Origin of the sequence: Pseudomonas sp. BN515 (assembly GCF_029873155.1) — a bacterium.
Classification (GTDB): Bacteria; Pseudomonadota; Gammaproteobacteria; order Pseudomonadales; family Pseudomonadaceae; genus Metapseudomonas.
In genome coordinates this window covers 314,384-336,571 of sequence record NZ_SSOH01000092.1, presented here as the reverse complement: position 1 = coordinate 336,571, position 22,188 = coordinate 314,384, and the positions used below count along the sequence as shown (strand labels likewise).

At 55.9% G+C, this 22,188-nt stretch carries 16 protein-coding genes and 5 pseudogenes; 7 read left to right on the top strand and 14 right to left on the bottom strand.

Going from position 1 to position 22,188, the window contains the following annotated elements; translation table 11 throughout:
• Window positions 1-39: 39 nt before the first annotated feature.
• Complete coding sequence (locus tag E8E91_RS27195; RefSeq protein WP_280347776.1) at window positions 40-855, bottom strand: coniferyl-alcohol dehydrogenase; 816 nt, start codon at window positions 853-855, stop codon at window positions 40-42.
• 84 nt (window positions 856-939) lie between these two features.
• Entirely contained in the window at window positions 940-2,757 is a 1,818-nt protein-coding gene (locus E8E91_RS27190) for an NAD(P)/FAD-dependent oxidoreductase (protein ID WP_280347775.1), read from the bottom strand.
• 189 nt (window positions 2,758-2,946) lie between these two features.
• Between E8E91_RS27190 and E8E91_RS27185 the strand changes: the two are divergent.
• A pseudogene (locus E8E91_RS27185) lies at window positions 2,947-3,093 on the top strand (transposase domain-containing protein); the annotation flags it as partial.
• Between the two features lie 148 nt (window positions 3,094-3,241).
• Here the strand turns inward: E8E91_RS27185 and E8E91_RS27180 are convergent.
• From E8E91_RS27180 to E8E91_RS27150, 7 genes are all read right to left on the bottom strand, one after another.
• Window positions 3,242-4,156: a helix-turn-helix transcriptional regulator gene (locus E8E91_RS27180; RefSeq protein ID WP_280347774.1), complete on the bottom strand. Its 915-nt coding sequence runs from the start codon at window positions 4,154-4,156 to the stop codon at window positions 3,242-3,244.
• A 163-nt stretch (window positions 4,157-4,319) separates the two neighbouring features.
• Window positions 4,320-6,740, bottom strand: coding sequence for an MMPL family transporter (locus E8E91_RS27175; RefSeq protein WP_280347773.1), 2,421 nt, complete (start codon window positions 6,738-6,740; stop codon window positions 4,320-4,322).
• Window positions 6,741-6,772: 32 nt separating this feature from the next.
• On the bottom strand, window positions 6,773-7,891 hold the full coding sequence (locus E8E91_RS27170) for a YCF48-related protein (protein WP_280347772.1): 1,119 nt from the start codon (window positions 7,889-7,891) through the stop codon (window positions 6,773-6,775).
• A 256-nt stretch (window positions 7,892-8,147) separates the two neighbouring features.
• The gene (locus E8E91_RS27165) at window positions 8,148-9,188 is read right to left on the bottom strand and encodes an alcohol dehydrogenase catalytic domain-containing protein (protein WP_280347771.1); all 1,041 of its coding nucleotides are present in this window, start codon (window positions 9,186-9,188) and stop codon (window positions 8,148-8,150) included.
• A gap of 59 nt (window positions 9,189-9,247) precedes the next feature.
• Window positions 9,248-10,588: a DUF1329 domain-containing protein gene (locus E8E91_RS27160; RefSeq protein WP_280347770.1), complete on the bottom strand. Its 1,341-nt coding sequence runs from the start codon at window positions 10,586-10,588 to the stop codon at window positions 9,248-9,250.
• Window positions 10,589-10,619: 31 nt separating this feature from the next.
• The gene (locus tag E8E91_RS27155) at window positions 10,620-12,347 is read right to left on the bottom strand and encodes a DUF1302 family protein (protein WP_280347768.1); all 1,728 of its coding nucleotides are present in this window, start codon (window positions 12,345-12,347) and stop codon (window positions 10,620-10,622) included.
• Between the two features lie 161 nt (window positions 12,348-12,508).
• A complete protein-coding gene (locus tag E8E91_RS27150; RefSeq protein ID WP_280347766.1) occupies window positions 12,509-13,456 on the bottom strand; it encodes an alpha/beta hydrolase in 948 nt (315 codons plus the stop codon).
• A gap of 218 nt (window positions 13,457-13,674) precedes the next feature.
• On the opposite strand from E8E91_RS27150, the pseudogene E8E91_RS27145 reads away from it, so the two are divergent.
• Together E8E91_RS27145 and E8E91_RS27135 are read left to right on the top strand one after the other, a co-directional pair.
• A pseudogene (locus E8E91_RS27145) lies at window positions 13,675-14,072 on the top strand (CmpA/NrtA family ABC transporter substrate-binding protein); the annotation flags it as partial.
• 372 nt (window positions 14,073-14,444) lie between these two features.
• A complete protein-coding gene (locus E8E91_RS27135; RefSeq protein WP_280380206.1) occupies window positions 14,445-14,801 on the top strand; it encodes a histone-like nucleoid-structuring protein, MvaT/MvaU family in 357 nt (118 codons plus the stop codon).
• Between the two features lie 733 nt (window positions 14,802-15,534).
• Here E8E91_RS27135 and E8E91_RS27130 read toward each other — a convergent pair.
• Together E8E91_RS27130 and E8E91_RS27125 are read right to left on the bottom strand one after the other, a co-directional pair.
• Window positions 15,535-15,815 (bottom strand): annotated as a pseudogene (locus E8E91_RS27130) (ATP-dependent helicase HrpB); the annotation flags it as partial.
• 78 nt (window positions 15,816-15,893) lie between these two features.
• Entirely contained in the window at window positions 15,894-16,175 is a 282-nt protein-coding gene (locus tag E8E91_RS27125; protein WP_280380204.1) for a helix-turn-helix transcriptional regulator, read from the bottom strand.
• An 83-nt stretch (window positions 16,176-16,258) separates the two neighbouring features.
• On the opposite strand from E8E91_RS27125, the gene E8E91_RS27120 reads away from it, so the two are divergent.
• Window positions 16,259-16,705, top strand: coding sequence for a hypothetical protein (locus tag E8E91_RS27120; protein ID WP_280380203.1), 447 nt, complete (start codon window positions 16,259-16,261; stop codon window positions 16,703-16,705).
• Window positions 16,706-17,282: 577 nt separating this feature from the next.
• Window positions 17,283-17,438, top strand: a pseudogene (locus E8E91_RS27115) (inositol monophosphatase); the annotation flags it as partial.
• Between the two features lie 413 nt (window positions 17,439-17,851).
• Here the strand turns inward: E8E91_RS27115 and E8E91_RS27110 are convergent.
• Window positions 17,852-18,100: pseudogene (locus E8E91_RS27110) on the bottom strand (IS5/IS1182 family transposase); the annotation flags it as partial.
• Between the two features lie 126 nt (window positions 18,101-18,226).
• On the bottom strand, window positions 18,227-18,928 hold the full coding sequence (locus tag E8E91_RS27105) for a GntR family transcriptional regulator (RefSeq protein ID WP_280380201.1): 702 nt from the start codon (window positions 18,926-18,928) through the stop codon (window positions 18,227-18,229).
• Window positions 18,929-19,138: 210 nt separating this feature from the next.
• On the opposite strand from E8E91_RS27105, the gene E8E91_RS27100 reads away from it, so the two are divergent.
• Together E8E91_RS27100 and E8E91_RS27095 are read left to right on the top strand one after the other, a co-directional pair.
• On the top strand, window positions 19,139-20,200 hold the full coding sequence (locus E8E91_RS27100; RefSeq protein WP_280380200.1) for an aromatic ring-hydroxylating dioxygenase subunit alpha: 1,062 nt from the start codon (window positions 19,139-19,141) through the stop codon (window positions 20,198-20,200).
• On the top strand, window positions 20,200-21,150 hold the full coding sequence (locus tag E8E91_RS27095; RefSeq protein ID WP_280380198.1) for a PDR/VanB family oxidoreductase: 951 nt from the start codon (window positions 20,200-20,202) through the stop codon (window positions 21,148-21,150). The genes E8E91_RS27100 and E8E91_RS27095 overlap by 1 nt, the downstream gene beginning before the upstream one ends.
• 99 nt (window positions 21,151-21,249) lie before the next feature.
• On the opposite strand, the gene folD is transcribed toward E8E91_RS27095, so the two are convergent.
• Window positions 21,250-22,158, bottom strand: coding sequence for a bifunctional methylenetetrahydrofolate dehydrogenase/methenyltetrahydrofolate cyclohydrolase FolD (folD, locus tag E8E91_RS27090; protein WP_280380196.1), 909 nt, complete (start codon window positions 22,156-22,158; stop codon window positions 21,250-21,252).
• Window positions 22,159-22,188: the final 30 nt, after the last annotated feature.

Sequence of the window (22,188 nt, the reverse complement as noted above, 5' to 3'; positions counted from 1 at the left end):
GGAGAGCCTCTTGTAATGTAAAGCGACTGTGCTGGCGACTCAATCCGACAACGGTGGAATCCGCACTTCACCGAGCATCAATCCAGCACCGTATCCACCATCAACATTGATATTGATGGCATTCACGTAAGAGGCGAGCTCAGAACCGAGAAACGCCAGTACCTGCGCTTGTTGGCGGGGAGTGCAGAGTTGCCCACCCCCTTCCCTGATCGCCTGATCAATAGCCGCGTCGGTCATGGTGGCGCGGAAGTCTGCGAGAATCGGCGTATCTACCGGGGACGGACACACTGAGTTGACCCGGACACCACGAGTACACCATGCACTTCGCCCAAGTAGCATCGTGTAAACTTGCAGGCACTCCTTTGAGAAGTTGTAGCCATTTCCAACCAACTCAGATTTTTCCCGCAGCCAGGCCAATTGCTCCTGCCAGTCATCCAGCTGAAGTAGCGATAGAATTTCCGAAAGGTTTGCCGGCCAGCCTATTCCCGCAATGGAGGCGGTATTAACGATGGAACCGCCTTGAGGGATCCGTGGGAGCAACGCTCGAGACAGACGCTGCACGGCGAATAGGTTGACCCCCATAACCTGCTCTACTGGCCTGGTTCCCGGGATACCTGCGTTGTTAAACAGAACGTCAATTCTGGACGGCAGAAGCGGCAATGCCGCGTCAATACTGTCAGGATCACCCAAGTCAACTTCGATAAACTGCGCCACCTCATATGTGGGGCGCCGCACATCTAGTACAGTGATCTGCTCAGCACCAAACGCCTGCAACAGAGGTACCAGAGCCGCACCAATCCCCGAATACGCACCGGTAACTACGATGGACTTACCTGAATAATTAATCGAAGACATCGTTAGACCTCATGTGATAGCCGAATAGGTGAGTTAAACAAAAGGCTGTAGTCACTGTTTCAACGACAGCCTTGCAGCACGCACCTAACGGATATCGAGACCTTTCATTCGACCATCGGCATACCAACTGGCCATTAGTTCAGTGAACTCCAACGAACCGGCGCCACCGCCATAACACTCCACCAGCAAGCCCTTGCGGACGTCGCCCCCCTCACCGTTGTAGTACCCTGGTGTACATTCGGCGACGAAAGCTGCAAAGACTTCGGACTTATCACGGATGGTTTTGACCCATTCGGCCTCGGCCTTGGCGGTGGGCTCAATGCGAGTTGCGTTGTGTTGCTTAAGGTGCGACAGCACCTTCACTACATGGCCAACTTGCTCTTCGAGCATGTCGATGAAGTTGACCTTGTATCCGTTCTGACTAATGCCTAGATGGAAGAAGTTCGGGAAACCATGACTGTAGTAGCCATGAAGCGTGCGCGGCCCTTCGGAGAAATGCTCGCTGAGAGTCTTGCCGCCACTGCCAACGATTTCGAAACCGGCCTTACGCGATTGGCTGGTGCCTACCTCGAAGCCCGTGGCGAACACAATGCAATCAACTTCGTACTCGACCCCATTCACCACCAGCGCGTTTTCGGTGAGGCGTTCGACCCCCTTTCCGTCCGTGTCTACTAGCGTGACATTTGGTCGATTGAAGGTCGGGAGGTAACCATCATTGAACGCTGGACGCTTGCAGGTCTGGCGATACCAGGGTTTCAGCGCGTCCGCAGTGTCAGGTTTGCTCACGATAGATGCTGTGCGCTCGCGGATCTGGTTCATCTTCTTGAAGTCCGCCAGCTCAATGGCCTGCATCAGCTCGTGCGGCGACCCGGCGAAATCTTCCTGGGTCAGGTTGAGAAACAGATCTGTCCAGCCATCCTGCACCAGGTCTTCCGAGGCCTGGGCACCGCATGCAATGGTGTTGAAGTTGTCCATTCGGCGCCGCTGCCAACCTGGTGTAAGGGTTTTCACCCATTCCGGATCGGTCGGCCGATTGCCCCGGGCATCCACAGAGGAGGGCGTACGCTGGACCACATAGAGATGCTGGGCATACTGCCCCAGATGCGGAACCGCCTGAATCGCCGTAGCCCCTGTACCGATCACAGCTACCCGCTTATCCGAAAGCTTGTGCAATCCGCCTTCTGTATTGCCGCCGGTGTATTCGTAGTCCCAGCGGCTGGTATGGAAGGTGTGCCCCTTGAACTTCTGAATACCAGAAATGCCTGGCAACTTTGGCCGATTCAGCGGGCCACCAGACATTACGACATGGCGCGCCCGGATTCGGTCATTGCGGTCAGTTGTGACGATCCAGCGACCAGCGCTCTCATCCCACTGAGCGCCAGAAACCTGAGTTTGAAACAGCGCCACTGGGTACAACTCAAAATGCCTGCCAATACGCTGCGCGTGCTGGAAAATCTCGGGGCCATAGGAATACTTCTCCTTGGGGATGTACCCGGTTTCCTCAAGCAAGGGGAGGTAAATGTAAGCATCGATATCACACTGCACGCCTGGATAGCGATTCCAGTACCAAGCACCACCGAAGTCAGAAGCCTTCTCGACAATTCGGAAGTTGTGCAGCCCTGCCTCGCGAAGACGCGCCGCAGCAATCAAGCCTCCAAATCCACCGCCGACGATGAGCACGTCAACTTCCTCATCCAATGCTTCACGAGTGAAGCCCGGTGAGGCATAGGGATCATCAACGTAGTGACTAAACTCCCCGCCAGTCTCGATGTATTGCTCATTGCCTTCAGGCTTGAGTCGCTTCTCGCGCTCTTGGCGATATTTTTCGCGAAGCGAATCTGGATCAAAGCCGAGTTCTGCGCTGGACAGTTCCACAAGCCTTTTGTGCGTTGCAATAGCCATAATCAATACCCAACGATGTTGTTGTTTTTCGGAGAGACACCCGAGGGCGTTTTCGTTGGGTTAATGGTCGGCTGGCGGACAGAACTTGTCTGTCCCCCTAGCTAGGGACGTCAAGAAGGGTGCTAAAGCGGGGGGGGGAGTATTAGAGGAACCAGGCGTTCTGCGAAAGGCACCAGCCAGCTCAAGTGGGCGGCGGCGATCATGAGCTTGATCCAGTCAGCACGCCTCAACGGGCACGATCCGTATGCCTATCTCAAGGATGTGCTCACACAGCTGCCGACGCAGCGGCCGAGTGAGATCGAGCAATTGCTGCCGCATCAGTGGGAGCCCGCCTAACTCACGCAAGGTGAGTTGGGCAGACGCTTACGAACCGGGTTACGATCGCGAGATTCTTGAGCAAAAAACAAGAACGCCGCGCGCGTTTGTCGCGGCGCCCTAGGGGAATCAGAGAGGAGTGATGACTCGTTGCGTCAATCTTCGGTACTCATTCGACCATTGCAATGCCTTGCAAGGTGGTGAACCACTTACCCAATTCATAAGAGCTACCGATACCCAGACGCTGGTACGCGCGCTTACGGTAGGTCTTCACACTTTCCTCGCCAATCCCCAAATCCAACGCAATACCTGCCGACGACATCCCGTAGATAATCCTGGCGCATACGCTGCGCTCTCGCAGGCTCAAATCGGAGGGCTGCTGGTTGATCAGCAGCTCGATTTCCGACAGCTGCCAAACCCGACCTATACGCTGTCTCTGCCCTAGCACTTCGATGTGTTTGGCCAGAATGCTGATCAGCGAAGAACCAATCCCACTGAGGGAACAGATTTCAAGGTCGCTGATGCTTTCACGACGACGCTCACGCAGGACATGCAGACCATACACGCTTCCGGACTGAAGACCGCTAATGACAAAGCGTTCAGCATTGATTTGACTGTACAGAGTGCGCAATTTTTGGTCTTCGAGTGCCTCAGTGTTGATTCTTGAGACAACCGCCGCCTGCGCTTGGGGGCTATGCAGCAGCTGCTGGTAGACAGGATCGCCTCGCCAATACTGCTCCTCGACGTAGGTGATGCCCATTTCTAGGATGCGATTTCCTCCGTCAAAGCCAGCAGAGTCATGTTGTATTAGATGGTCGGCACGCTGCTCAAACACCGCGCAATGGTCTGCACCGCAAACATCCTGCAGCACAGTCAGCAGCTTCTCAGGCATACGTGACGTGCCGATCGCGCTGACTAGATCGAGGAATCCGTTAAAGGCAAAAGGATTGGCAGGGGTTGGCTGACGGCCGCGGTTGATTATCGGTCCACCAGGAGTAGCACGCTGAGAGGAATTCGGGAACAGATCCAATATCCTGACAACCGGGCCTGATTTCTGGCGAGACTCCAAGTGAGAACTTCGCATAGGATTCTCCCAAGCGATTGCTTGTAATTCTTATTTTTGCCTGTATCCATCGCGCTGATACGTCCTAGCAATCACCCTACTATGGTACTGGTGGAAAAACTACCACTGAACGTGTGCTGAGCTGGCACGGCTCGGACAGAGCCCGAGCCCGCAGAAAGCCTGCTCAGGTCGCGGAAGCGGCCGTCAAGCTCACAGAGCCCGGCTTGAATACATGCTCGGTACGCAGCAGAAAATGTGACAACGCCGGAATCAAGACCAAGGCCCCAACCATGTTCCAAAGGAACATGAACGTCAGCAGGATGCCCATATCTGCCTGGAACTTTATTGGTGACACGGCCCAGAGCACCACGCCCGCAGCCAGAGTAAGTCCCACGAGCGCCACGACCTTGCCTGTGAAGCGCAAGGCGCGGCTATAGGCCTCACGCAGCGGTACGCCGTTACGCTGGTGCGCCAACTGCACGCTAAGCAGGTACAGCGCGTAGTCCACGCCGATCCCTACACCCAAGGCGATTACCGGCAAGGTAGCAACCTTGATGCCAATATCCAGAAGCACCATTAGCGCCTCACATAAAATCGAGGTCACGATCAGCGGAAGCACCGCCACTATCACTGCGCGCCAACTCCGGAAAGTGATAAAACACAACAGCATCACAGCCAGGTATACAAGCAACAGCATACGGTGATTGGCCTCGGCAACAACAATATTGGTCGCCGCCTCGATACCGGAAGAGCCTGCGGCCAGCAAGAACTGCGCCGGCCCGCCCTCACTAGCAGCAGCGAAGGCCTCGGTAGCCTTGACCACCCGCTGAAGAGTTTCGGCCTTATGATCAGAAAGATAGGCAATTACCGTTCCGACGCTGCGGTCCTCGCTGATCACCTCCGGATTGGCCAGACTGACTTGATTCAGAGCGTCGGAGATTACCGCTGGGTCGCGATTCAGGGTGAACCATTTCAAGTTGCCTTCGAAGAAGCCAGGCGTGGTGCGCCGCACTAAGCTCGCCGCCGCCATTGTGGTCTGGACGCCAGGCGTAGCAAGCAGTAACTGCTCAAGGCGATCCTCCTCGATCAGCGTGGGGAACTGGCCAAGGCCACCATCTGAAGATTTGACGATAACTGCGAACTGATCACTCGACAGGCCAAAATTCTGGGTAATGAACTGGTTATCGCGGTTGTATCGTGAGTCCGCGCGCAACTCCGGCGCACCGGCGTCCAAATCACCAATTTGCAAATCAGTGCGGATGACTAAAGCCACCAGTAACAGCGAAGCCGCTGCCGTTACCGCTAGCAGCGCACCCCGCCGCCCGCAAAAGCCTTCCAGGACGGCGTAGACTCCGCCCTGCTTCGCCTGCGCCTTGAGACTCCGCGCCGCAGCCTTAGGGCTGACGCTCGTGTACGAGAGCAGTATCGGTAACAGTAGCAAGTTGGTGAATACCAGAATGCCGATGCCGATACTGGCGCTGAGCGCCAAATCACGGATCACGGGTATGTCGATCAGGGTCAGAACCGCAAAACCCACGACATCGGCTATCAATGCGGTGACGCCAGCAATGAACAGACGGCGGAAGGTGTATCGGGCAGCCACGTACTTATGGGTGCCACGGCCGATGTCCTCCATAATCCCGTTCATTTTCTGCGCACCATGAGATACACCAATGGCGAACACTAAGAACGGCACCAATATCGAATAGGGATCAGCGACAAACCCCAGGATTTGCATGACGCCTAACTGCCAGACCACTGCCACCACCGAGCACAGCACCACAATCAAGGTGCTACGCACGCAGCGGGTGTAGAGGTAAATAATCAGCAGTGCGATCAATGCCGCACCAGCAAAGAACAGCGTCACCTGAACCAGGCCGTCGATCAGATCCCCCGCCAGCTTCGCGAAACCAATGATGTGGATCTTGATCTGAGCGTTCTCAAGACTGCGGACCTCATGCTCCAACGCTCGGGAAAACGCCGCGTAGTCTAGTGGCTCCCCTGTATGCGGATCGCGCTCCATTAACGGCACCAGGACCAAGCTGGAGCGGCCATCGTTGGCAACCAAGGATCCGACGATACCTGCGCGCTGCACATTTCCACGCAGCTGGGCCAGACTCGCTACAGAACCGTCGTAGCTCTCGGGCATAACCGGACCACCGGTAAAACCCTCTTCGGTGACCTCAGTCCAGCGTACCAGCGGCGTCCACAGCGAACGCATGAAGGCACGGTCGACACCGGGTAACAGGAAGATCCGGTCGTTGATGGTGCGCAAAACTTCCAGGTACGCAGGATCGTAAATATCGCCTTGGGTATTCTCTACTGCGATGCGAACCGAGTCGCCCAGACCACGTAAGGCGTCCTGATTGTTCAAATAATTTTGGATGTAGGGATGGGACTGCGGAATCATTCTCTCGAAGCTAGCATTCATCCGCAGTTGCAGTGCGTTCCAACCCAGCAGCAAACTGATCAACAGACAGACCGAGATGATCGACCGTCGATTGTTGAACACGATACGCTCGATCACATTTCCCGAATGCCGGTTGAAATCCTCAAAACGAGGCACCGTTGGCATAGCATCAGGTTGCTGTTTGTCAGGTCGCATAAGAAAGTCCCACTCAGTTCGGTGCCAATGGTTCAAGGGTTCAGCGGCAGGAGGTAGATGCCCTGCAGGGTGGCAAGCACCGCGCTGCCAGGCAGTAGCCGAGCTCCGGTGTAGGCCTTGGGCGGTACCGTCAGCGAATGAAATGAAAGTCCGGCATCAAGGCTTTCCACCACGTCGCCAGTGGCGCTGACCAGCAGCACTTTTCTTCCGTCGGCGCTGCTGTCACCGTCGCTAATGGAGCCAGTGACTCCACTTTCTACCCGGTTCCAGCTCCGCCCGCTGTCGGCACTGCGCCAGACAGAACCTCGCAAACCAAAAGCCAACAGCACCCCGCTGCCGCCAGTGATGCCGAAGAAACTTCCTTGATATCCAGTGGGCAGTGAAACAAAGCGCCCCTGGCTGCGGTCCAGACGAAACACTGCGCCACGCTCACCGACCAGGTAGAGTTCACCATCGATAGCGCGTACGGCATTGAGGTTCAGAGCCTGAGGGTTATCAATGCGGTCCAGCCAGGGTTTCCAACTCTTGCCGCCGTCAAACGTGGCCACGAGCATGCCGAAGGAACCCAATGCATAGCCCACCATCTCGTTCTCGAACCAAATGCCAAGGTATGGAAGGCTAGGACCGCTGCGGAAGTTTGCCGCCAGTTCGTCCAAGTATCTTTGGTAACCCAGTTGGCCGGCGTCCACGCGGCGCTTGTAATGCTGGATGAACTCGTATTCGGCCTGACGCCCGTCAAGTTGCTTGACCCAGGACTCGCCGCCGTCTTCGCTGTGTAAGATCACTCCATCGTGGCCTGCGGCCCATCCCTTCTGACCGTTGATGAAGTACACAGATGTCAAATCCGAGCTAACCCCAACGGGCGACTGGTGCCAACTGGTACCCTTATCCTCAGAGACCAAGATCATTCCACGCGGCCCCACAGCAACTAGCCGTGTACCCGCTTCGGCCACCGCGAAAGCTGGCTGTGTTTGAGGCGATTGGGAAAATAATGCGGGCTGACTCAATGGATCGCGAAATTGATAATCGGCCGCAAGCAAGGTGGCTGTGCTAAGCAGCAAACCCATAAAAACGCCGCTGCGCAGCCCGAACGAACATGCGCCACGGTGGAACAGGCGCAAAGAAAAGGTATTACCAGGCAGGCTCTTCACTCTACCATCACTCCGGACCATCTGTTGTTCTTGTAATGTGGCGCCGTATTCAAGCGGATCTAGACAAGTCAGTCAGCTTCACAAGCTTCGAACTTGAGCGCCCTTGGTTGGGTAAATCTGCTGCAATCACGATTCACAGCCATCATCTCGTGACCCCAGCTTCAGGCAAGGCACATGATCTGTCTGCCCCCCTGAAGAGGGACACGAAGCACCAAGCAAATCCTCGTACCGAGCCCGCGGACTCAGTTGTGACCCCTTAGGGTCTAAGGACCGCCTTCAATATGCCTTCCTGACGTTCGGCAAAAGCTGTGTAGATTGCGGCGCCTTCTGCCAGAGGAGCGCGATGGGTGATGAAACGATGGGGGTTAAGCCGTCCCTCCCGCACCAGCGGAATCAGCTCGGGCCAGTAACGCGGGACCGAGCAGGTACCAATCGCCAGATTCACGCCACGCAAGAGCACTTCACCAAGTGGAAAGGGGAAGTTGGGTGAAAGGTTGACGCCGATAACCGATACATTTTTCTCTCGTCCGGCCAACTTCAAAGCGTTCGTCAACGCAGGGGTAGTCCCTGCTGCCTCCACAACACAATCCAGCATCTGTCCGGCGGTCGCGTCGCGGATCACCTCAGCTGCAGTCAACGGCTCCAGAGCAATGGCACCCAGAGACTGAGCCCATGCACGCCGTTCCTTCACCGGGTCAATAGCAAACACCCGGGCAGCCCCCATGGCAAAGGCGCCCTCAATAGCCATCAGACCTATAGGACCGAGCCCTACAATAGCCACATCCGCCCCAGGACGAATTGCAGCGTTGCGACAGCCATACCATGCCGTGGCCATACTGTCGGTCAGCATTAACGCCTGCTCGTCACTCAGCCCATCGGGAATAATGCTGCTGTTGAGGTCACCGACTGGCACTCGAACCAGTTGCGCTTGGCAACCCTGTAAAGCCGATCCCAAGCCGTAGCACTGCTGCCGGAAATTCAGGCACTGCAGGACATCGCCCGCCAGGCATTTACGACATTCGCCGCAACCAACCGCCGCTGGCAGCATGACTCGGTCGCCTACCTTTCGGTGACGCACCCCTGAGCCAACTGCCACCACCTCGCCGACAGCTTCGTGCCCCACGCAAAAGCCGCCCGATTCACCTGTAAAGGATTCACCTGCATAAATATGAAGATCGCTACCGCAAATACTGCAGGCACTGACTTGCACAATGACATCCCGATCTTCTTCAATAATCGGGTCAGGCATGTCGGTATAAGTAATTTTCCGAGGCCCGGCATAAACAAGAGCTTTCATTCCTCTCTCCTGATCCCATGAAAGGCCCGCAATGTTACGCGGGCCTTTTTTGTGCAATTTCAACGCACGCCAGATGCCTGAACTGCTTCGGGAGTAAACTCCTTCTCTGCAAACAGCTCTTTTTGAGCCTTGAGGAAATTGCGTTCGTTGCCGCCCAACCAAACCGAGATTGAGTAGTTGTTCTTGATTAAGTCATAAATGATGAACGAATTGCACCATTGAGTACCGGTGTCATACATCAGTACAGGGTTCATCATACCCACACGGTAAAGCTTTCCAGCTTGATCATAGGATTCAGAAGCCAAGATCGCCCAGCTGTCCTCATCCACGTAAAATCGGCGCTTACTGTAAATGTGGCGCTTTCCGGGTTTTAGGTTCGCCTCAAGCACCCATACCCGATGCTTCTCCCAACGCATCCAGTCGGGGCTTATAAAATTCTTGCCGAGAACGGACTCCTTAGTAGCAGATGGTTCGTTCATGCGGTTGTTGTTATAGGGAACAATTATTTCTTTGCGGCCTACAATCTTGAAATCAAAGCGATCCGGACGCCCCTCGAAAAGAGATACTTCGTCATAGACAATTGCCCCTCCCTTGCTGGCTACCGGAGTGTCATAGGCAAACTCCGGAGCTATTCGCACACGTCGCTGACCAGGCGTGTACGAATAAAAGATCTGATTATCCTTGCTGTAGTTCTGCGAGTAGAACCACAGCAACTGCGTGCCGGACTGAGACGCAGGCCCTTGGTAGGTCATGCGAGTTTTCTGCTTGTAAGGGCCCTCCAGACTAGTCTTGCGCTGATCATGAACCAGCTTGAGGGTTTTTAGAGAAAGGTCTTCGATGAGGGTCGGCCGACCCGAAGCATCCACCAAGTAACCCCATGCACGAAACTGGAAGGCTGCCGGTTCCGACCGGTTGTAATGATTCCACAGCACTTCATAACCGTTGCTCGGTTTAGGAAACGGCACGGGGCCGTAGGAACCTTCGACACCATCCCCTTCACCTACCAACTTGGCTGAAGTGGCGTTCTTGGCAATCTGCTGAAGCTCCCAGGTCGAATAGCGGTGGGTACGATGGGTCGGGTAAACATCAACTCGATAGCTGGGGAATCGTTTCAGAAGTTCTTTAACGCCGTCAGTGAGGACGTCAGCATACTGGCCCTGGTTACCGTTGCTCACAGAGTACAGCGGCTTTTCGTTGGCAAATGGATCTGGATAGTGCCCGGCCTCGCCGGAAAAGCCCGCCGGTGGCTGAGTGGGCGCATCGCTGTAGACAGGAATTGAGCCGTCAGCGTTTGCACCCTTTATTGCGCCCCATGGTGTCAGATCTTCAGCGGCATAAATTGTGCTCGCCTTGAAAATCAGAGTCATGCAAAGAAATGAGTAAATACGGCCTCGGTTCATGGTTAATCCTCGCTCGCGTGAAGGTCGATGGTCAGAAAGTCGCCTGGAATGTCAGCGACACCCAGTCACGGTCGTTGAGCCAGTAATAGCCATTGCCGGACTCGTAATGCTCAGGACCACCGGGCGTATAGGACGCCTGCGAGCCTGGGCGGTAGTAGTAGCCGTTGTAGGCCAGTTTGACTTTGTACTGCCGCTGGATATCGGCACTCAGTCCAACTGAATAGTTCATCGAACCCTGATATCCACTGGATAGGGTCGCGCCATTGCCATATACCCCGTACGTTCCGCTGATCGGTAACGACAGGTCCACTCCAGCGATAGGCTGCAGCCATTGTGGTTCAAATTGGAACGCCAAATTCACCACGTCATCGGTAGAACAGCCGTCCCACTTGCGACGGCACGCAGCAGTACCTTCACCGTTATAGAGCTCCTTATTCTCAGTGACACTCAGCAGGTGACCCCAACTCAACTCAACAAGCGCAGTGCCAGTGTCGTAGAACCGGGTCGGTGTCAGGCCTATGGCCACGTTGGCGATTGCATGCACTGTGTTGCCTCGTGCACCTTCTTTCCCAGAAAGATCGCTGGGTAACGGGCCGGTCGTGGACATCAGAGCTGTGTTTCTGCGGTGAGACAGCTCAAAGCCGAAGCTGTAATCGCCAATCTGCTTGTCGAGGCTCAGCGCAAACATGTCGACGCCCTTGGCGTATGCCAAGTGATAATTCAGACCACCGGTGGATGGGTCCACTCCCAGCAAAGGAGCCCAAGGCTGTGTTTCATCAAAATGCCGGTAGTAAGCCCCAACAGTTCCCCGTAGGAACTCAGGCGACCAGCGCAGGGCCAAGCCAAAATTCCCGTTGTTATCGTCCGGCTCGAAGGCACTGCTTCGCCGTACCAATACCGGCGCTCCCGTGACGGGATCGAACTGGCCCAAAAATGCCTTGTCAGGCCCGTTAAACAAGAAGTCGGCAAAGCCCAAGTAGGTGCCACCTTCAGGTAGTCGATCGTGATCCCAGCCAAAAAAATACTGGGCCGCCAGACTAAGGTCCGGGGTCAACTGAATTTGACCGGCGATCTGCTCCCGAGGCAGGAACAGTTCATTCAATCGAGCACCCGGGTTAGCCAAGGCCTTACCCAGATCAAGAGGAGATTGTGAATAGGAAATACTGTGAAAACCTTGGAAAATCGAGTTACCCCAGTATTGCATTAGCTGGCCGAGCTTAAGGTCCACTCGGTGATCGCCCAAATCAAAACCGCCAAACACGAAGGCATCCAATATTTCAGCGCCTTGCACATAGTTACGCTTCGTGTAAGAGGAGTATCGCCGATTGTCATAGCTTGCCAGTTCGCGGTAAGGCACCCCTGGTATAAAATCACCCGAGGCGGTGGAGGATGAGTTGTCGTACGCGAAGTCCTTCCAGGCAGAAGCACTCACTCGGAAACCGTAGTTTTCCTTGTAGACGGTATCGAACTCGCTAAGAACTGAAATTCGGTTGGTGACCACGTCACCAGCGTCAGAAAAGAGGTTGTCAGATTCGTCGAAATTGACGTTAGTAGCAATGCGTCTATCAGCATCCTTTACGCGGGCACCGATAGTGTACGCAAGAGTGTTATCCCATTTTATTTGTAAATCGGGGTTTGATCCCAACTCAATACCGTGGGCTGAAGCAGCCAGCAACAGAACGCTGGAACCCACAGATATTTTTGCGCCGATTCGCGCTGGAATGGCCAGGTGATCATTACTACTTTTCTGAACGTTCACAGTTACAATACTCCCGACTTTAGTTTTGTTTTTATAATCGGAATCTGATGCAGTCGGCCCTTAACTGCAATTATTTTACAGCGAGCCGCGCACTCGACGCCATTGGCAAGGGTTGAACTTCTTGCAATTCTTCTCACCCACAAATATGGATGAAAAGTTTCTTACGACTTTACGGGTGTGCTCCCCACCACTCTTTTCAGAAATGCGCTTATATCCTTACGTGCTTGAACAGCCTGACGTTGAGCAGGCGCCAGTGAGAAGAACCCATGTACCGTGCCGTCGTAACACAAGAATTCACATGGGGTTCCCGCATCATTGAGACGCCGCGAATAAGTCTTGCCCTCCGCTGTCAATAGGTCGTACTGAGCAGTCAATACCAGTGTTGGCGGCAGACCACGAAGGTCGTCCATGAGCAGTGGTGCAAAACGAGGATCGCGGCGAGTGGCACTGTCAGGCACGTATTGATCAAAGAACCAATTGATGTCCGACAGCCGGAGAAATGGTGGCTCTTCACCAGATAGATGCGGTGAATTGATAAACTCACAGCCGGCAGTGCTGGGATAGAGAAGCAGCTGAGCAGTGATCGATGGCCCCTGACGATCGCGGGCCATAATAGAAACCACCGCAGACAGATTCCCCCCCGCGCTGTCTCCAGCTACCACCAGCGGGAGCGGGGAGCCAAACCAGTGCGGTAAGGCATCACTTACCCAGGTCAGCGCGGCGTAGGCATCGTCAATAGCCGCCGGGAAAGGATGCTCCGGCGCCAATCGATAATCGACTGACACCAATGCTGCTCCAGTGTCCTTTGCCAGCATTCGTAGCGCCGCGTCATGGCTGTCCAGATCCCCAACGGTCCAACCACCACCATGGAAATACAAGATCACTAGTTCAGGATTAACGGCCTGCGGCACGTACAGTCGTAGCCGTAGGTTGCCACCAGGTCCAGCGAAGTCCATGTCTTTCACCTGATGTAACTCAGGCCCCGGGGGCATAGCGGAGACCAAGCTGCCATTAATGCCGCGATACACATCGATTGGCACACTGCCAAGCGCAGGTAGGTGCTCCTCAATCAAACTCAGCAGTGCCGTGACCTCTGGATCAAGCGACATCCGAATCTCTCCCAAGAGCAATTTGCGACAAAAGAAGGCGCTGCATGCCGAATTGAACGTCCTTGGCAGAGCGCCGCCCGAAAGCTTCTTTGGGTTAGGTTCCAGCATGCCGGCATGAGTGTCTGCCCCCCTGACGGGGGACACAGAGGTACGTGCTATGGCCAGTAGGTCTATGGAATTTCAGTTTCCCAGGGGCCGACGCGCATGCCCAGGACACCATGTGGCTCTACTACTGTCTGGCCAGCCACGGCATCAACTCGATAGCCGATGTGAAGACATCACCGTGCCGCCGCCGCAGATGGCCGCCAACCTGCACGTCGGCAACATGGACGGCTTCTGCGTCGGCGAGTCCTGTGGTGCATCGGCGATCTTCGACAAGATCGGTTTCACCACCACCACCCATCAGATCTGGGCGGACCATCCGGAGAAAGTGCTGAGTTGCTCGCGCGACTTCGTCGAGCAGAACCCCGTTACCGCGCGGGCCCTGGTAATGGCTCTGCTCGACGCCAGCCGCATAATCAACGCCAACGATGAGAACAAGTAGGCCACTGCCAAACTCATCGCCGGCAAGGCCTACGTCAACGCCCCGGCGGACGTCATCGAACAGCGCATCCTCTAACTTGAAGTGACCTACAAGTTGGCGAATACTGGCTTACTAACTGACACAAGGCATCGCAGTTTGACTTTATTGGACGCCACCATTGCCCTCTTGCTCGCCGCGCAGATTCACTGTTCGGATAGAGCCATCAAGGCTACTGCGAAACGCTGCGCTCAACGTCTTCCCCGCAGCAAACGGGACTTGATGTTCTCCATCATCGACAGCACCGAACCTCTCAAGCTAGTCAGGTACATAGCTGAGAATTTGGACTGATGGCCTCGAACAACGCGTTCCTTGCAAATTGACCAAGGGCAATGCCCAGCGCCAGAGTAATTTCACGCGAAATCGGTCAACTGCGGTGTCTATTTGCATCACGCTAAGGAGAATGCAATGAGCAAACTGGCCGAATTTAAACGCCTGGAAGCACAGCTCGCGGAACAACTTGCCGCGCTGAACAGCCTCAAGAACGACGCAGAACTCAAGCGCGAAATTGAGTTTGAAACCAAACTCAGAGCGCTTCTCGATGAATATGGCCTTGGGCTAAAGGCAGTAATCAACATCCTTGATCCAGGTCGCGCAAGCACTCCGCTGCCGGCTCGGAAAACTCAAAGGCGCGAGCGCACCGTCAAGGTCTACAAGAATCCGCACACCAATGAAGTGGTCGAGACGAAGGGCGGCAATAAGAAGGTGCTGAACGCTTGGCAGGCTGAATATGGTGCCGCAGCAGTAAAATCTTGGATCCAGTAAAGCTGCTCGGTGTAAGGTCGGCCACGCCCGACCTTACGATCCTGGTTTGAGTTAGTTTGCTCCGCGCCCCGCACAGCTTCGCCACGTGACGCTACCGTAGGCTTTCACGACCTCCAGGGCATACACGAGGTCGGTATCGGCGTTTACCCGAAGGTTAACATTGTGAGTCGCCAAGTTCAGCTGCCACTGGTTCTTCACCTTGCGCAGCAAGGGCCTCAACCTGTGACCGCCGGTTGCATAAAGGGTGCGAAGATCTCGTCGAGACCATGGGCACGCGGCTACTGTGCGGACCGAAACTTATTCGTGTACTCGTACCCTACCACTACGCTGCGCTAAGGCCTTGGCACGTTTGATACACCGCCATATACGCGGAATGTCTTCAAGCGGAGCTATGGTTAGTCGGACCGTCCAATAGGCCCATGCCCGCGTCTTGCGCATCAGCAGACGTTCCCCCCTATCGTGCAGTTCAAGCACTTCCGAGATGAAACGGTAGAACGCGGTATGATCGGGGGCCGGCTAAGTGTTAGATCTTGGGAAAACCTGTAAAGCCCTGCCTCGAGCTTTTCTATGCGGTAGCCAGGCGTGCGTCTTTTCAGTTCATTCTTGAGCTAGCTGCCGAGCAGCATGGAGCTGACGCTGGCGCCAGGTTCTAGAGAGTATTTAGGATCATGGGGCGCGCAGTGGCGGGATCACCTTTTAGACCGCGAGACAGAATCCCTTCCGTGACGACTTAAACTCGCGCACGGGGCCGACCTTGCTGTCCAACCTGACGCGGTAGTGAACAGTCTCTCCAAACTTACGTTTCCAGTTCGCTTGCCGAGCGCTCAGCCACTGCACGTGCAACAAGGCGAAGTGGCTCGAGCATGGGATTGGCCAGATCGCCAAGCCATGACTCAATAAGTAGAGCAAGGGAAATGCTGGCAGGCTTTCCCGCGCCGGGGCTTCAAGAACAGCTTCATCACGTTCAGCCCACATGGAGCGCAAGTAAGACAGCAACGAATGAAGCTGCTTCATGGGGGCCTTCCATTCTGACGAAGCAGCATGAAGGGATCCCTCGCCAGATAGCGTTAAATCCAGCCCTCCGGCAGCAGACTACACGCCAATCTCTCGCAACTCACTGCGGATCCTCGCCAGCAGCTCGTCAGGATTTGCATCCTCTTCAGTCGCAAGATAGCCGGCGAGAATGACGCTTACGGGATGCACGCCAAGCACCGCCGACATCTGCTCGATTTTGTCTAGCGATGCACTCCATCGGCCTGATTCGAGATTACTGATGTAGGGCTGGCTCGGCCCCATGCTCTCTTGAGAAATGTTCCGTTCCAGCCGATACGACTTGATCGCAGCACCAAGTGCACGCTTGAGTTCCGATCGCATTTCAACAGCTCGCAAAAGGAACGATGAAGCCGTCTCGATGCGCTTTGTTCTATACTATGAATAGTATATTTAGAGACCCGATTATGTTTCTGACCCACCAGCACGCGAGAATCGACAAATCGGGCCTGTTTGGAGATGACACCACGGCATGGACATTCGTGGAACACAATATCCACCGCCCCTGGTTCTACGTCGCCACTACAGAGGTTACAGACGACTTTGCTTTGCACCCGATGCTGATGCTCAGCAACGAACGTCTTCTTCAGTCACTCTTGGACGGTCACGCACATAGGCTCCGGATGGAAGGTGTGCTGCTGGTCACTCCTGACCATATGAACCACTCAGGCCGCTGGATGATGGAGCCACTGGAATCAATCGAGCGATTTGAGTCTGCCGAGGGTGTTGCGTACGCCTACCAAGTCCAAGGCGATAAAACCTATATCTATGGGGACGCGGAAATCCCAACACTGCGGAGTGCACGACGGGAAACGCTATTCAGTAGCTCAATGCTCGCTGGCTCCACAGAGTAAGAATCTCCACTCTCTGCTCATGGATGAGCCGAGTGCATCACATCCAGATGGGGCCGCTGCTTTAGAGCTCGGGCGTAACGATCAACGTAGGGACGGAGCGGACAGACCGATCTGGTTTTACTGAACTTCGCATACGGTGATGGATCGTTTTGGCTACGTCCGCGGGTACGGTCACGTCGGTCATTTCGCTGTCGTCGGACGCGCAGTACAGACAGAAGCGAGTACCAGGTGGGTTGGTGAGATGGCATGCGGAACACTCGACACCCTGCCCCCTCCACTCCCGGGCCGCCTTCATGATCGTGGCGACGATAAGATCCTCGCGTTGCTGCCGCGCACTACGACCATCATCAGCCATAGGTGATGTAACGCCCTCTCACTGTCTTCTATCGAACAGAGCTAGGCTGATGCATCCCCAATCCCATCGTCGGCAACTTCTTGCCGAGGCCACCTCAATTGAGTAGCAGCCTCCGTTCAGGACCGGCAACTTGAGCGGGCAAATTTCGACTCGCATCTGCTTATCATGTACTAGTCATATGAGGTGATTCCGTGCGCCGTTTTCCCGCTTGGTGAAAGAGATATGAACTGTATGGACGTGCTGGAGCCGGTGATCGAACAGGTGCTGTCGGCCGGGAAGCTGTTGGCCGCAGAGTGGGAGCGTCCCGACGGCCCGCGAGGCAGTGGAGACAAAGCCGAGGTCGATGTCGAGATCGAGGTGGCGCTGCGCAGGGAGTTACCATAACCCAACGGAGCACTTAGCAGACTCAACCGGCAAGCGCCTTGTCCCGCTTCCTCCAACCGCTTCAATAACGGCACGAGAACTATCTCGCCAGTCGGAAGCGAAGGAGGCCTGAGCCTCCCTGGGTTCAGCACCGGGGCAGGCATCATCAGGGCCGCGATTGATCTGCTGGAATGGTTAGGCAATGCTGGAATTCCTGGTATCGATGGCGTACTTATTCAGCCTGAAACGCGCACATTTGGTCGATCTCTCCCTGAAGAGAACCACGAATCGTCACGGTCACCCCGCCCGGCCGGACTGTCCCTGTTCCCCACAGCGCATTGATCTCATCCATCACCGCCATGGCCTTGCTGGCCCGCTCCGGTTGAAGCGCCTGCCCTTCGCCTATTAGGAACGCACCGTGAGGCGACAAGCCGGCGACTGGATTGGATGCGATTGAGATAGCCGTAGATGTTGGCCTTCTGGAAATCGACAGTATGGTAAGCAGGTCTGCCGGTTTCCGCCGGGACGACACCGTCGAAACTCAGCCCGCCGAGGTCGAGTTCATCGACGAACACATCGACCCCACGCACCGGGTTGGTCTCCGCGACGTAGTCATCAAGGCTCTCGGGAAGTAGCGTGCTTTGGCCTCGATGCTCTCCCTGGATAAAGCGCTTCATTGGCCGCCCCCACTGATCTCGAATCCATCAAATCACGGCAAGGTCGATGCCAACGATATTACACAGCCTGGGCCGAAAGCTGCCGTTAACAATGGGCTACTTCCAGCCCAAGACAGCAGGAATCCTTCACTGAATGATCTTCAGCCCCTCTCCCCGTTGCCCGCCGAAGAGATGTGCATACCGCAGCGTGGCATTCGCATGTTCACGCATGATCGACTCCGCCCTCGCACCCTGCCCGCTCAGCAAAGCGTCGACGACTGTGTGGTGCTGCATATGGGCGAAGTTGAATCGCCGGAATTCCTGGGCAAGGTTGTTGCGATCCACAGCCAGCGAGCCTACGGATGCGAACGGCAAGTGCTCATTACGAGCCAGTGCTTCGGCGATGGCCATGTTGCCGCTCGCCTCGACGATTACCTGATGAAAGCGCTTGTTGATGTCGTGGTATTCCGCGAGATCTTCCTCGCTGACGTACCCCTTCTCGAACAGCCGATCCCCTTGTTCCAGGCATGCCAGCAGGGTCTCGCGCACGTCGGTGGAAATGCCCCTTTCAGCGGCTTGGCGAGCCGCTAGCCCCTCTAGAACGCCACGCACTTCGACAGCGCCCGCAAGATCATCCGAGGTCATTTGCCTTACGGCGTAGCCACGAGCGCCCTGCCGAATGAGCAGCCCCTCCTGCTCCAATGCGCGGAAGGCGATTCGAACAGGCATCCGGGACACACCCAAGCGATCAGCAGTGGGAATCTCCGCTATTCGCTCCCCCGCAGGGAACTCGCCATCCACGATCATCTTGCGCAACAGGTTCAATACGCGCTGCCCAGAACCACTCATACAAACCTCAGTTGGATCCAATTATTGCCATTGCGCTCAATGTACTCTCTGCAAGCCTCAGACCGCCAGCGCCCTTAGATCCGCACAAGCACTGCCATTCCGTTCGATCACCGCACACCAAGTGGATCCATTCAGCCATTTTTGCTAGCGATTTTTCGTCACTCAAGTGAAAAATTGGATCCATCAGAACAAAAACACTGAGTGGTCGCCATGTTTCCGAAAAACGCCTGGTACGTCGCCTGCACCCCTGATGAAATCGCCGAGAAGCCACTGGGGAGAAAGATCTGTAACGAAAGCATCGTCTTCTACCGTGGCCACGAAGGCCGAGTCGCTGCCGTAGAGGATTTCTGTCCCCATCGGGGTGCGCCTCTCTCCCTGGGTTTCGTCCAAGACGGAAAGCTGGTCTGCGGCTATCACGGGCTGGTCATGGAATGTGATGGCAAGACTGCCTCTATGCCGAACCAGCGAGTCCAGGGCTTCCCAAGCATTCGAAGCTTCCCGGTCGAGGAACGCTATGGATTCATCTGGGTGTGGCCTGGCGACCCGGCAAAAGCCGATCCTGCGCTGATCCATCACCTCGAATGGGCCGAGAATCCGGAGTGGGCGTACGGTGGTGGTCTGTATCACATCGCCTGTGATTACCGACTGATGGTCGACAACCTGATGGACCTGACGCACGAAACCTATGTGCACGCTTCCAGCATCGGCCAGAAGGAAATCGATGAGGCACCAGTAAACACCCGCGTTGACGGGGAAAAGGTGATTACCAGCCGGTTCATGGACGGCGTCATGGCTCCGCCGTTCTGGCGTGCAGCACTTCGCGGTAATGGCCTGGCGGACGACGTGCCAGTGGATCGCTGGCAAATCTGCCGGTTCACCCCACCAAGCCACGTGTTGATTGAGGTTGGTGTGGCTCACGCTGGCAAGGGTGGATACGAGGCCAGCCCCGAGCACAAGGCAAGCAGCATCGTCGTTGATTTTATTACCCCCGAGACCGATACCTCGATCTGGTACTTCTGGGGCATGGCTCGCAACTTCAAGCCAGAAGACCAGGAGCTGACGGAAACCATCCGAGTAGGTCAGGGCAAGATCTTCGCTGAAGACCTCGAGATGCTGGAGCAGCAACAGCGCAACCTGCTCGCCTACCCCGAACGCAATCTCCTCAAACTCAATATCGACGCAGGCGGCGTCCAATCCCGCCGCATCATCGATCGCATCATTGCGGCCGAGAGCGAGTCCGACTCCACCCTCATTGCCAGGAGTGCATCCTAATGGAAGTCATCATCAGCGCCATGCGCCTGGCTGCGAAGGACATCGTCAGCCTTGAGCTGGTCAGTGCAACTGGCGAAGCGTTGCCTGCATTCGAAGCAGGGTCCCATATCGACGTGCATCTTCCGAACGGTCTGATCCGCCAATACTCCCTTTGGAACAGCCCTGAGGAGCGCAGCCGCTACTGCATTGGCGTGCTCAAGGACCCGGCCTCGCGGGGGGGCTCTCGAGCAGTCCATGAGGACCTCCGGGTGGGCCAGATTGTGCGTATCAGCGAACCGCGAAATCTGTTCAAGCTGGATGAAGGTGCTTCCCGAAGCCTGCTGTTCGCGGGTGGCATTGGAATCACTCCAATTCTCTGCATGGCCCAACGGCTCGCACAACAAGGCAAGAACTTCGAGTTGCACTACTCCTCCCGGGCCGCCGAACGGGCAGCCTTCGTGAAGCGACTGGAGCAGAGCGCGTTCGCCCAGCAGGTACATTTCCATTTCGATGACGGAGCTGCCGACCAGAAGCTGGATCTTGCCTCGATCCTGGAGAAGGAAGGGGAACATACCCACCTCTACGTATGCGGCCCCACCGGCTTCATGGACTACGTCCTGGGTAGCGCGCGCACCGCGGACTGGCAGGAGGAGCGGTTGCATCGGGAGTACTTCGCCGCCGTTCCGGCAATGAAAGCTGATGACGGCAGCTTCGAAGTCCGTATTCAAAGCAGCGGCCAGGTGCTTCAGATTCCTGCGGACAAGACCGTTGTTCAGGTCTTGGATGCTGCTGGGATCATGGTTCCGGTTTCCTGCGAACAGGGTATCTGCGGAACCTGTGTCACTCGAGTCATTGACGGCGAACCCGATCACCGCGACTACTTCCTGACTCCGGCTGAACAGGCCAAGAATGACCAATTCACTCCTTGCTGCTCACGAGCAAAGAGTGCCTGTTTGGTCCTGGACCTCTAAGTCATGTGGGACGAGGGTAGGCAGCACGATCTGTCCCCGCGCAGACAAAAAAGGGGCTCAAGAGCCCCTCTACATGTTGAAACGTAGGACAATCCTCGCCTACTCACCAAGCTCCGATACAGCTGCCACAGGGTTTACCAGTCGCTCAGCCGCAGTCAGGGTATTTGCCAAGAGACAGGCGATGGTCATGGGACCGACACCACCCGGAACTGGAGTAATGGCGCCCGCATTCTGCAGGGCGCCTTCAAAGTCGACGTCCCCCACGAGTTTCGTCGTGCCATCACCTCGAGGCACGCGCGAGATTCCAACATCGATGACCGTCGCCCCGGGTTTAACCCACTCACCGCGAACCATTTCTGGAACACCCGTTGCAACCACCAGGATGTCGGCAGCACGGCAGCGCTGCTCCAGATCGGTCGTTTTGCTATGGGCTATGGTGACGGTGCAACGCTCACGAAGCAGAAGTCGCGCCATCGGCTTGCCCACGATATTGGACGCGCCGACCACCAATGCATTCAGTCCAGCCAACTGCTCCCGAACGCTCTTAATCAGGATCATCACACCAGCCGGTGTACAGGGCACCAGGGCATCCAGACCAGCAGCCAGGCGGCCCGTGTTGGTTACGGTGAAACCGTCAACGTCCTTGCTCGGGTCGATACGTTCGATAACACGGTTGACGTCGATTCCCTTGGGCAGCGGCAACTGCACGAGGATGCCGTGCACAGCGCCATCGGCATTCAGCGCGTCGATCCGATCGAGGACCTCGCGCTCGCCGACATCGGCCGGCAGGCGATACTCGAACGAGCGCATACCCACCGCTTCCGTCTCGCGCACCTTGTTGCGCACATAGACATCGCTGGCGGGATCCCTTCCCACCAGAATCACGGCCAGGCCCGGAACACGGTCATACCGTGCAGCGAAATCCTGCACGCCAGCGGCCACTTGCTCACGAAGCCGCGCTGCAGCGGCTTTGCCATCAATCAATTGTGCAGACATCAGTACTCCCAAGTTTCAAGTAACCGACCCGGAGCGGACCAG

What these genes read in the sequence shown, in the direction of transcription:
- E8E91_RS27195 (WP_280347776.1), bottom strand. Translation starts at nt 855, where the DNA reads ATGTCTTCGATTAATTATTCAGGTAAGTCCATCGTAGTTACCGGTGCG.
- E8E91_RS27190 (WP_280347775.1), bottom strand. Translation starts at nt 2,757, where the DNA reads ATGGCTATTGCAACGCACAAAAGGCTTGTGGAACTGTCCAGCGCAGAA.
- E8E91_RS27180 (WP_280347774.1), bottom strand. Translation starts at nt 4,156, where the DNA reads ATGCGAAGTTCTCACTTGGAGTCTCGCCAGAAATCAGGCCCGGTTGTC.
- E8E91_RS27175 (WP_280347773.1), bottom strand. Translation starts at nt 6,740, where the DNA reads ATGCGACCTGACAAACAGCAACCTGATGCTATGCCAACGGTGCCTCGT.
- E8E91_RS27165 (WP_280347771.1), bottom strand. Translation starts at nt 9,188, where the DNA reads ATGAAAGCTCTTGTTTATGCCGGGCCTCGGAAAATTACTTATACCGAC.
- E8E91_RS27160 (WP_280347770.1), bottom strand. Translation starts at nt 10,588, where the DNA reads ATGAACCGAGGCCGTATTTACTCATTTCTTTGCATGACTCTGATTTTC.
- E8E91_RS27150 (WP_280347766.1), bottom strand. Translation starts at nt 13,456, where the DNA reads ATGTCGCTTGATCCAGAGGTCACGGCACTGCTGAGTTTGATTGAGGAG.
- E8E91_RS27135 (WP_280380206.1), top strand. Translation starts at nt 14,445, where the DNA reads ATGAGCAAACTGGCCGAATTTAAACGCCTGGAAGCACAGCTCGCGGAA.
- E8E91_RS27125 (WP_280380204.1), bottom strand. Translation starts at nt 16,175, where the DNA reads ATGCGATCGGAACTCAAGCGTGCACTTGGTGCTGCGATCAAGTCGTAT.
- E8E91_RS27120 (WP_280380203.1), top strand. Translation starts at nt 16,259, where the DNA reads ATGTTTCTGACCCACCAGCACGCGAGAATCGACAAATCGGGCCTGTTT.
- E8E91_RS27105 (WP_280380201.1), bottom strand. Translation starts at nt 18,928, where the DNA reads ATGAGTGGTTCTGGGCAGCGCGTATTGAACCTGTTGCGCAAGATGATC.
- E8E91_RS27100 (WP_280380200.1), top strand. Translation starts at nt 19,139, where the DNA reads ATGTTTCCGAAAAACGCCTGGTACGTCGCCTGCACCCCTGATGAAATC.
- E8E91_RS27095 (WP_280380198.1), top strand. Translation starts at nt 20,200, where the DNA reads ATGGAAGTCATCATCAGCGCCATGCGCCTGGCTGCGAAGGACATCGTC.